The following is an 11,522-nucleotide window of genomic DNA, read 5'->3' on the forward strand; positions in this document are numbered from 1 at the left end:
GTGATTTATTGAATTTTTGAATATAAAAATATATAAATTGAAGTAAATTTGTAATCGATTACAAATGTGTTTTGAATGCTTTTTAATAGTTTTAGAACCATTGTAATTTATACATTACTATATAATACTATTGAGATTTAATTTATATTTACCGAATCTTGATAACGAACTTGAATTTTACCTTATTATGAAAAAAAGTGCTACAATATATGATATTTCTGAAAAATTGAATATTAGTGCAGCTACCGTTTCGAGGGCTTTAAATGATCATCCTAAAATTAGTCAGAAAACGAAAGAGTTGGTTATGAAAGCTGCTAAAGAGCTTAATTACAAACAAAATACTTTAGCACAGGCTCTAAAAAGTGGGAAGACAAATAATATTGGGATTATTGTTCCATATATTAATACAAATTTTTTCTCATCTCTAATTCGTGGGATAGAAGAGGAGTTGTCTCCACATGGTTACCATGTTATTATTTGTCAAAGTCACGAAGATGTAGATTTAGAAAGAAAACAACTGAATACTTTATTGAATGCTCAGGTTGATGGTATTTTTATGTCTGTTTCTAAAACGACGGAAGATATTTCGCACATAGAAACTGCAAAAGAATCTAATACTCCAATCATATTTTTTGACCGTAAAAAAGATATTGCAGGAATCAGTACTGTAACAATTGATGATTATAAGGGTGGATATTTGGCAACCGAGCATTTGATTAAACAAGGTTGTCGTAGAATTTGTCATTTATCTGGAGATTTGCGTTTAGAGATTTATCAGAATCGTTACAATGGTTATATCGATGCATTGAAAGATAATAAATTAGCTTTTAAAGAAGAATATGTTTTTTCAATTAAAAGTTCGATAGAAGATGGGGTTGAAGCAATAAAAACATTATGGAATTTATCATCGCCACCAGATGGTATTTTCTCGGCCAGTGATTATGCAGCGTTGGGAGCTTGTCAACAATTGAAAAAGAAAAATATAAGCATTCCTGAAGATGTTGCAATAATAGGTTTTAGTAATGAGCCATTTACGCAATATATGGAATTACCTATTAGTAGTGTAGATCAGACACCAGATGTAATGGGAAAAATTTCCGCTCAAGTATTTCTGGAATATATGAACGAAAATTTTTCAGGGATAAGCATAGAAAAAAAGGTTGTTTTAAATCCTCAAATTCATATTCGAAAATCTTCGAAAAGAAAATAGGTTATAAAGAAACGCCTCTTTTCCAAGGGATAAAATCGTTTTGATTTAAAATCTTAGCTTTTACTTTGACTTCACCGCTTGCAACTTTTATGATAAATTCTAAAAGTTCGTTAGCGGTTTCTTCAATTGTTTTATTTCCAGTAATGATTTCTCCCGTATTAAAATCGATAATATCAGGCATTTTTTCTTGTAATGCTGTGTTCGAAGAAATTTTTACAACAGGGGCAACAGGATTTCCAGTAGGCGTTCCTAAACCTGTAGTGAACAAGACGATATTAGATCCAGTTCCGACTAATGCAGTTGTACATTCAACATCATTTCCTGGTGTACATAGCAAATTTAAACCAGGTTTTTTGATATATTCTGTATAATCTAAAACATCTTGAATAGGAGAGGAACCCCCTTTTTTAGCTGCACCAGCAGATTTCATCGCATCTGTTATTAATCCATCTTTTATATTTCCAGGAGAAGGATTCATGTCAAATCCAGAACCAGCGGCAACAACAGAATCTTCGAAATCTTTCATTAATTGTAAAAATCTTTCGGCATCTTTTTCATTCACACAACGATTGATTAATTCTTGTTCAACTCCGCACAATTCGGGAAATTCGGACAAAATGGTAGCACCTCCAATTGCAGCCATAATATCTGATAAATAGCCTAAGGTTGGATTAGCAGAAATACCAGAAAAACCATCTGATCCTCCACATTCTAATCCTAAAACTAATTTAGATAATGGAGCTGGTTTACGTTCAATTTCATTGGCTTTTTTGATTGCTTCGAACGAATCTTTAATAATACCGTTCAACATATTATCAACTGTTCCAGATTTTTGTTGCTCGTAAACGATAATTGGTTTTTGATTATCAGGATTGATTTTATGTAAAGCTTCTTTAAAAATATCAACTTGTAAATTCTGACACCCAAGACTCAGGACTGTTGCACCAGCGACATTCGGATTGTTTACATATCCAGCAAGCAATCTTCCTAAAGCTTCAGCATCTTGTCGAATTCCGCCACAACCTCCTTGATGTGTAACGAATTTAACATCAATATTTTTGAATACTCTAGTGTCTTCTTCATCTGTGTCTTGCTCGTTTTCATCAGAATTCTGAATTAACGAACGTAAAAGCAGTTGATGTTTTGATGGTTTTTCGAATAATAATTCTTTTTCGAAAACATCTTTCAAAATTTCAACATTTCTATTTTCGCAAAAAACCAAAGGAAAAAACAACCAAATATTTTCCGTTCCAACTTGTCCGTCTTCTCTGTGATATCCCATAAATGTTTTGTCTTTCCATTTATCGATATTTGGAGGAGTCCATGACGTTGTAGCTGTTTTCTTTTCGACTTTAGAACTTTGATGTTTTACATTTTCAGTCGTAATAACTTCACCTTTTTTTATGTTGCAAACGGCTTTTCCGACAGTAATACCATACATCGTAATCGTGTCATTTTCTACAAAATCTATTGCAGCAAACTTGTGTTTCGCATTCGTATCTTTCTGAATTTCATATTCAGCATTATCAACGACCACAATTTCATTTACTTTTAGGTCAACTAATGCAACAATTACATTATCCGTTGGATTAACTTTTATAGCTTTTTTCTGCATTTTTTTCTCTTAAATCGTTTGGTTGCTATATATTTCATAAGATTTTTCAATTCCATATTCATCAATTAGCCGAAGAGCTTTTTCAATTTCATTTTCTAATTGATTAACCTTTGTCAAATCTTGTTCCCAGAAATTTATATTCTTCAAAACAGAATGACTTATTTGTTGATAATCATTGTTTTTCCAAATATTTCTGAACTCACTTATAATCGCTTCGTCATCATTTATAGGTAATTCTTCATTGTTCCAATCACCTTTGTAAAAACGAATTAAACAAGCCAAAGAAAATGTAATTCCTTTCGGAATTTGATTGAATTTCTCTACATAATCTAATAAACTTGGAAGAACACGAACTTTGAATTTAGAGATAGAATTTAACGCTATACTCGATAAATAGTGCTTGATAAAAGGATTTCTAAATCGATCTAAAACATCTTCTGTATATTCTTTTAATTGTTCTTCTGGTAAATCAAGGATAGGAATGATTTCATTATAAATAATATTTTTAATAAAATCTCCAGCTACTTTGTTATCGATTGCATCACGAACAGTTTCTATACCTAACATAATAGAAAAAGGAACCATTGAAGTGTGAGCGCCATTTAAAATTCGAACTTTAGAAGTACGATAAGGTGCTATATTTTTGACAAGCAAAATCTGTTCATTTGCTTTACTAAAAGGAATTTTTTCTTCCAATTTTTCATCGCCTTCAATTGCCCAAAATAAGAACGCTTCTGAAACGACAATCAATTCATCTTCATAATCTAACTGATTTGTGTAGCTTTCTAAATCATCTTTTGGAAATCCAGGTACAATTCTGTCTACTAATGTATTATGAAATTTATTTGAAGTGTTAATCCAAGTAATAAATTCATTTTCTAAGTTCCATAATTTAGCGTATTCTAAAATATAATCTTTCAAAATAATGGCGTTATTCTCAATTAATTCACATGGAATAATTGTTAAACCTTTGTCAGTATCTCCATTAAAATAAAGATATCTTTCATATAAGAACGCAGTTAATTTTGCAGGAAAATTTTCGTGGGGCGCATTTTCTAATTTGTTTTCTGAAGGATCAAATACAATTCCAGATTCTGTTGTGTTAGAAAAAACAAATTCCAATTGTTCTTCTTTTGCTAATTTCAAAAAATCTTGGTATTCTTTATAAGGATTAATCGATTTTTGAATCGCAGAAATAACACGATTTTCATCAATCAATTCACCTTTTTTAATTCCTCGAATAAATAAAGTATACAGATTATCTTGTTCTTCAAAAGTATGAAATGAACTTCCAGAAGGTGTCACTTTTATGTTTGCGATTCCTGCATTAAAATTGGCATCTTTATTCAGTTTATCGATTACATAGTCTGTAAAAGCGCGCATAAAATTTCCACCTCCAAATTGAATAATTTTTATAGGAAGTTCATTTTCTTGATGATATAGTTTTTTATTTAATTTTGTTTTCAAGTTATTGAATTTAAATTGATTATTTAATCACTTTGTATTTTGGTACTAATATTTTCATGACAATCCATGCTGTTAAATAAGCAACCCCACAAATTGTAAAAATGATCATATAACCTTTGTTGATTCCATCAACTATAATTGCTCCTGATTTTTCTAAATCTGAAAGTAAATTTTCTGGTAATCTTTCGTTGATGTATTGAGGATATTTTTCTAATAATGGAGTACCATCGATAGTTGTCCAGTTTTTGTGTGAATAATCAAACAAAACTCCTGATGATTTATTGATCAAAAAAGAACCAATTCCACCAGCCATACCACCGATTCCAACTATTGTAGCAATAGCACTTTTAGGAAACATATCACCAACTGTAGAGAAAATATTTGCAGACCAAGCTTGATGAGCTGCTCCAGCAATACCGATGATAATTACGGGAATCCAAAAAGAGGTTGCACCAAGAGGTTGAGCTAATAATGCCAATAATGGAAAGAAAGCAAAAATTAACATTGCGCGCATTCTTCCCGAATATGGATTCATGTTTAATTTATCGACAAAATATTTTGGTAACCATCCCCCAATAATAGAAAGTAATGTGATGATGTAAAGTACAAACAAAGGTAAGGCACTTTGTGTGCTATCCATCTTGTAGACTGAACTTAAGTAAGCTGGAGTCCAAAAAAGGTAGAACCACCAAACACCGTCTGTCATAAATTTTCCGAAGATAAAAGCCCACGTTTGTTTGTATTTAAAACATTCAGAAAAAGTTAGTTTTCTTCCTTCTGTAGATGTTTCTGTATTTTCTTCTATATCTTGTTGAATATACTCTAATTCAGCGCTATTAACTTTTGGATGTTTGTGTGGTACTTGGTATAAATAAATCCAAAATCCCATCCAAATAAATCCTAATGCTCCGATGATGATAAAAGCCATTTCCCAACCCATCGATTTTGCAATAAATGGAATTGTAAGAGGAGCAGCTAATGCTCCTACAGTAGCACCAGCATTGAAAATACTTGTTGCAAACGCACGGTCTTTTTTCGGAAAATACTCGGCTGTTGCTTTGATTGCTCCTGGAAAATTACCAGCTTCACCGATTGCTAAAATTAATCGAGCAAAAATAAATAAGCTAACACTTGTTGAAATAATTAATGAGGTGTCACTTACTTTTTCTAAGATTTCTTTTGCTCCAGCAAATCCAACAAACCAATTATCTGTAATATACCCTGCTGTTGCAATTCCACAAAAAGCGTGTAAACATGCTCCAATTGACCAAATTGCAATAGCGTATAAGAAACCTTTTTTAGTTCCCATTTTGTCAATAAATCGGCCAGCAAATAACATACTTACAGCATAAAATATTGAAAAAAGTGCGGTAATATTTCCGTAGTCATTATTATTCCAGTGAAACTCTGGAACTAAGTAATCTTTCCAAGTTAATGATAAAACTTGACGATCTAAGTAATTTATGGTTGTGGCAACAAATAGTAAACTGCAAATAGTCCATCTAAAATTACTTGGTTTAATGGAAGTTTCGTTCTTCATTTAGTGTGTTTTTGTGATTTATTATTTTTGACTTCTTCCTTTAAATCATATATTTTTTAATTCTTTATAAATTTGTATTGATTCTCCAACTGTTCGTTCAATTTGAGAGTAATCATATTCATTTGATGAATTTTTTGTGAACAATTGTGATCCAATTCCAACACAATAAGCGCCAGCATTTATCCAGCTTGTTATGCTTTCTTTTGTAGGCATAACACCTCCGCTTGGCATAATATTCGTCCAAGGCATTGGTCCATTTATAGCTTTGATAAAATCTGGTCCTCCAACTTGTGTTGCAGGAAATATTTTAACGATTTCTGCTCCTAATTCTTCTGCTAAAGAAATTTCCGAAACAGATCCACAACCAGGCATCCAAGCTACTTTTCTTCGGTTACAAACTTTTGCTACTTCAGGATTTAAAGAAGGGGCAACAATAAAGTTTGCTCCAAATTGAAGATATAATACTGCTGTTGGTGCGTCTAAAACAGAGCCTATTCCTAAGATTAATTCGGGTAATTCTTTTGCCGCATATTTATTTAATTCAGAAAAAACTTCGTGCGCAAAATCGCCTCTGTTTGTAAATTCAAATAATCTTGCGCCACCATCGTAACAAGCTTTTATAATTTTTTTAGAAATTTCGATGTCTTGATGGTAAAAAACAGGAACAATTCCAGTTTCTTTTGCTTTTAAAGCGACTTCTATTCTTGTAAATCGTGCCATTTTTATCTTTTTATTCTTCCTCCAAAATTTCCATTAACTAACTCTAAAATATCATCAACAGAAGCTAAATTTGTGTCACCTAAAATAGTATGTTTCATTGCGCAAGCTGCGTTTGCAAAATTTAAAGCAAATTGATCATCGTGATTAATCAAACCATAAATCAAACCTGCAGCAAATGCATCGCCAGTTCCAATTCTATCAACGACATGGTTGATATGAATTTCTTCTGTTTCTAAATATTCATTATTAATCCAAGCTCTACCTTGTGTTGCTTGCGAACTTGCATTAATTCCAATTCTAACTTTATCAAATACTTTTTGAATTGACGGAATTTCTTTCATCAATGTTTTAGATGCTTCAGTAAATCCATTCTTATCCGTTGAGAAATTTGTTTCTAAAATTTCATTGATTTCATTCACTCCACCAATAAAAATGGTTGAATATCCGATTAATTCTTTCAAAATATCTTGTCCTTTCTTCCCGTAATTCCATAAATTACTTCTATAAGCAGGATCAGTTGTGATATGAATACCTTTGAAATAAGCGAATTGTAAACCTTGCTTCAACGTTTCGTAAGCAGATTCTGAAATTCCAGGTGTAATTCCTGTCCAATGGAAAAAGTTGCAATTTTCTAAGGCTTTATTCCAATCAACTTCGTTTGGTTTTATATTTGAAAAAGAACCATTTAATCGGTTATAAGCGATACGACTTGGTCTGACATCAGAACCAACTTCTAAAAAATATAATCCAAGTGGATGTTCATTTTTTTTAATAAATGAAACATCAATTCCTAGACTTTTCATGTAGGAAATAGCTGCATCTCCAACAAAATCATTCGAAACATTTGAGACGTGTTGCGTTTTACAACCAAAAGTAGACAAAGAAGCTGCAACATTCATTTCTGTTCCACCAAAAAAGAATTCTACTTCTTTACTTTGTTGCAAAGTTTTATGATTTGATGGAGAAATTCTCATTAAAACTTCTCCAAAAGTCAAAATATTATTGCTCATAAATAAATCTAAAAATCAAAATATTCTTTTGCATTGTAATAACAGATATCTGATATTGTTTTTCCAACTAATTCAATATCATTTGGTAATTCGCCATTTGCCATTTCTTCTCCGAATAAATTACAGATTACTCGTCTGAAATACTCATGCCTAGGGAAAGATAAGAAACTTCTTGAATCTGTTAACATTCCAATAAAGCAACTTATTAACCCCATATTAGATAGGGCATTTAGTTGTTTGATGATTCCATCTTTTTGATCTAAAAACCACCAACTCGAACCAAATTGCACTTTTCCTTTTACGCTTCCATCATTGAAATTTCCAATCATTGTTGCGAAAATTTCGTTATCAGCTGGATTCAAATTATAGATGATTGTCTTTGTTAATTTATCATTTCCGTCAAGTCTATTTAAGAATTTAGAAAGATTAGCCGCTTGTTTAAAATCTCCGATAGAATCCCAACCTGTATCAGGACCTAAAATACGATGCATACGAGCATTGTTATTGCGAAGTGCGCCTAAATGATATTGTTGAATCCATCCAAATTGGTGATATGTTTCCCCTAAAAATAGAAGTAGGGCAGTTTTGAATTGCTCGATTTGAGTATGATTTAACGGTTGATTATTTCTTTTTGATTCGAAAATTGTATTAATTTCAATATCAGTAAATTCTACGTAAGAAATATTATTCAAACCATGATCACAAATTTTGCAACCGATTGCATTAAACGCTTCAATTCGATTATATAACGCATCTTTCAAGTTTTGGAACGAATTAATTTCGAAACCAACAACTTCAGAAAGTTTATTGATGTAAGAATTGTAATCCTGATTTTCAATTAGAATCGCTTTATCTGGTCGAAAAGCTGTACTAACTTTTGTCTTGAAATTGCTTTTATTTAACGTTATATGATATTCTAACGTATCTGTCGGATCTTCAGTTGTGCAAACCGTTTCAGCATTTACTAAACTTAATAAACCTTGACAAGATTTATCTGCTTGTTGTAATTGAGCGGAAGTATTCTCGAAAATTTCTTTTGCGTTATTTTCGTTCAATAATTCATCGATTCCAAAATATCGTTTTAATTCTAAATGAGTCCAGTGAAATAAAGGATTTCGAAGCGTATGAGGAACAGTTTTCGCCCACGCTTCAAATTTTTCTAAATCAGAAGCATTTCCTGTGATGCAATTTTCGTTAATTCCTAACGTTCGCATTGCACGCCATTTGTAATGATCTCCAGCAATCCAAACTTTCGAAATATTTTCAAAAACTCTATTTTCTGCAATATCTTTTGGCGATAAATGATTGTGATAATCTATAATAGGAAGTTTTTCAGCATAGTTGAAATACAATTCCTCGGCATATTTATTTTGTAATAAAAATGTATCAGTTATAAATGATTTCATATAATATTTAAATTTTACTCGTTTGATGGTTTACCTATTGTTGCTAAAATTCCTCCATCGACATAAATGATTTGTCCATTAACAAAATTACTCGCTTCCGAAGCTAAGAAAACCGCTGTTCCAGCTAAATCTTCGGGATTTCCCCAACGACCAGTCGGCGTTCTGTTGATAATAAATTCGTTGAAAGGATTTCCGTCCACACGAATCGGCTCTGTTTGTGAAGTTGCAAAATAACCAGGTCCGATTCCGTTTACTTGAATGTTATGTTTTGCCCATTCTGTAGCTAAGTTGCGCGTTAACATTTTCAATCCACCTTTTGCCGAAGAGTAGGCAGAAACATTGTCTCGTCCCAATTCGCTCATCATCGAACAAATATTAATTATTTTTCCAGTTTTACGCTCAATCATTCCTTTTGCAACCAATTGCGACATGATGAAAGGACCAACTAAATCGACATCGATAACTTTTCTGAAATCTTCGACATCCATATCTACCGCAAGAACACGTTTGATAATTCCAGCATTATTCACAAGAATATCAATTTGACCATGATTCTTTTCGATCAATTCAACTTGTTTTTTTGCTTGTGGTTGATCAGTTACATCAAAAATATATCCTGTTACAGTAAATCCTTTACTTTTATAATATTGTAAAGCTTCTTCAAGTTTTGAAGGAGTTGTACTTGTAATAACTAACTCAGCACCAGCTTGTGCCAATCCTTCTGCCATTGCTAATCCTAAACCATGTGTTCCACCTGTGATTAAAGCTATTTTTCCTGATAAATCAAATAAATTCATAATTCTATTATTTTAATTCATCCGTATTTACACCATCCATATCGCTGTAATCCATATTTTCACCAGCCATTCCCCAAATAAAAGTATAATTTGAAGTACCTACACCCGAGTGAATAGACCATTCTGGTGAAATAACTGCTTGATTGTTTTGTAAGAAAATGTGACGCGTTTCATTTGGTTGTCCCATAAAGTGGCTAATTGATTGTCCTTGTTCTAAATCAAAATAAAAATATGCTTCCATTCGTCTTTCATGTGTATGAGCTGGCATTGTATTCCATACACTACCAGGATGTAATTCGGTCATACCCATTTGTAATTGACAAGTTTCTAAAACACTATTTACAATAAGTTTATTAATTGTTCTTTTGTTTGCATATTTAGAATCGCCTAACTCAACAATTTCAGCTTCATTTTTTGTAATCTTCTTAGTTGGATACGAATGATGAGCAGGAGCAGAGTTGATATAAAACAAAGGTTGTTCGTTATTTAGTTTATCAAAAACGATTTCTTTATTTCCTTTACCAATATATAAAGCTTCTTTGTTGTTCAATTCGTATTCAGTTCCATCAACAGTTACTTTTCCTTTTCCACCAACATTTATAATTCCTAATTCTCTTCTCTCTAAAAAAAAATCTGCTTTAAGATCTGTTGTTGGTTCCAAAGTTATTGCATGATTAGCTGGGTAAATACCACCAATAATCAAGCGATCATACATCGAATAGACTAACTTCACCTGATCTTCTATAAATATATCAGGAATTAAAAAATGTTCTCTTAGTTCTTCAGTTGTATATTTTTTAACATCATTAGGATGATGTGCATATCTAAATTCAGAATTTATCATAATAGTTATTTATTAAAATTAATGTAATCGATTACATTTTAAATTTAAAAAAATACATCGAGATGATGTTTTGTAAAAGTATTAAAAAGTTTTTTAATAATGTACATAAAACACTATAAAAATTTCTTTTCAAAAGATGATGAATGTAGTTGTTTGGAAATAAATTTATTCGTAAATATTTTTAACAATACTCTTTGTTGAAATATTGAATATGACAACAAAGAGAGAAAAAAATAAGTTACATTTTTGTAAATTATATTTTGGTTATTAAACCTTTTAATATTTTGTTTAGTTTTCTATTATTAAGAGTAGATACTAAAACTTAAAATTCAGAAAGTCGAATGATTTGTTTCAGAAAAAATTTTTATAATAATAAATGTTAAATATTCAAAAAACTGTTTTAAATCATGTATCTTTAACTTAATTAACTAATTAATATGGATTATGAGACGAGTTTTATTTCTATTTCTCGATTATTTCTCATCTACTTACCTTTTATTGTTTTGCTTTTTTTGTTCAATTTATATTAATGCGCATAATGTTGAAATAAAAGAAAGAGATGATTCTATTCCAACAATTTCTAAAGGTTTAGTCACAATAAAAGAAAATACTACTTTTTACATTTCTAAAAATACAATTATATCTAATTTTGAAATTAAAGATTCTATTAACCATGAAAAAAATATAAAACAAAGAAAATCAAAAGAAAAAATCAAAAGAAAAAATACAAATAACTCAAAGCTTAAAAAAAGCAGAAATAATTCGTATGATTTATCTACACTAACAAATAAAAAAATATATTATTTACCGTATAAAGAATCAACATTTTTCATTAGTAGTAAATCAATTCTTTTAGCACTTTATCCTATCAATTCTTATAATATAATTATTTTTTAACCCGTTGTGCATTTTG

10 protein-coding genes are annotated in these 11,522 nt (G+C 30.9%); 2 read left to right on the plus strand and 8 right to left on the minus strand.

Features of this window, described 5'->3' with window-relative positions; all coding sequences use genetic code 11:
- Positions 1–187: 187 nt before the first annotated feature.
- Positions 188–1,210 carry a LacI family DNA-binding transcriptional regulator gene (locus B4J88_RS12120; RefSeq protein WP_038330468.1) on the plus strand — a complete coding sequence of 341 codons (1,023 nt, stop codon included), beginning with the start codon at positions 188–190 and terminating at the stop codon, positions 1,208–1,210.
- Position 1,211: 1 nt separating this feature from the next.
- On the opposite strand, the gene B4J88_RS12125 is transcribed toward B4J88_RS12120, so the two are convergent.
- The 8 genes from B4J88_RS12125 to kduI are packed head-to-tail and all read right to left on the minus strand — an operon-like array spanning position 1,212 to position 10,609.
- Complete coding sequence (locus tag B4J88_RS12125; protein ID WP_221855138.1) at positions 1,212–2,825, minus strand: UxaA family hydrolase; 1,614 nt, start codon at positions 2,823–2,825, stop codon at positions 1,212–1,214.
- 9 nt (positions 2,826–2,834) lie between these two features.
- Entirely contained in the window at positions 2,835–4,292 is a 1,458-nt protein-coding gene (locus B4J88_RS12130; protein WP_286495604.1) for a tagaturonate reductase, read from the minus strand.
- Between the two features lie 19 nt (positions 4,293–4,311).
- Positions 4,312–5,832, minus strand: coding sequence for an MFS transporter (locus B4J88_RS12135; protein WP_221855134.1), 1,521 nt, complete (start codon positions 5,830–5,832; stop codon positions 4,312–4,314).
- 45 nt (positions 5,833–5,877) lie between these two features.
- Positions 5,878–6,552 (minus strand): bifunctional 4-hydroxy-2-oxoglutarate aldolase/2-dehydro-3-deoxy-phosphogluconate aldolase, encoded by a 675-nt coding sequence (locus B4J88_RS12140; protein ID WP_221855132.1) that lies wholly within the window; start codon positions 6,550–6,552, stop codon positions 5,878–5,880.
- A gap of 2 nt (positions 6,553–6,554) precedes the next feature.
- Complete coding sequence (locus B4J88_RS12145; protein WP_286495603.1) at positions 6,555–7,562, minus strand: sugar kinase; 1,008 nt, start codon at positions 7,560–7,562, stop codon at positions 6,555–6,557.
- Between the two features lie 8 nt (positions 7,563–7,570).
- Complete coding sequence (gene uxaC, locus B4J88_RS12150) at positions 7,571–8,968, minus strand: glucuronate isomerase (protein ID WP_219035359.1); 1,398 nt, start codon at positions 8,966–8,968, stop codon at positions 7,571–7,573.
- Positions 8,969–8,982: 14 nt separating this feature from the next.
- Positions 8,983–9,765, minus strand: a complete 783-nt coding sequence (locus B4J88_RS12155; RefSeq protein WP_286495602.1) for a gluconate 5-dehydrogenase — start codon at positions 9,763–9,765, stop codon at positions 8,983–8,985.
- Positions 9,766–9,772: 7 nt separating this feature from the next.
- On the minus strand, positions 9,773–10,609 hold the full coding sequence (gene kduI, locus B4J88_RS12160) for a 5-dehydro-4-deoxy-D-glucuronate isomerase (RefSeq protein ID WP_286495601.1): 837 nt from the start codon (positions 10,607–10,609) through the stop codon (positions 9,773–9,775).
- A gap of 444 nt (positions 10,610–11,053) precedes the next feature.
- Here kduI and B4J88_RS12165 point away from each other — a divergent pair, with 444 nt between their 5' ends.
- The gene (locus tag B4J88_RS12165) at positions 11,054–11,506 is read left to right on the plus strand and encodes a hypothetical protein (protein WP_291067742.1); all 453 of its coding nucleotides are present in this window, start codon (positions 11,054–11,056) and stop codon (positions 11,504–11,506) included.
- Positions 11,507–11,522 lie beyond the last annotated feature (16 nt).

It is taken from the genome of Empedobacter sp. UBA5036 (assembly GCF_002415215.1).
Classification (GTDB): domain Bacteria; phylum Bacteroidota; class Bacteroidia; order Flavobacteriales; family Weeksellaceae; genus Empedobacter; species Empedobacter falsenii_B.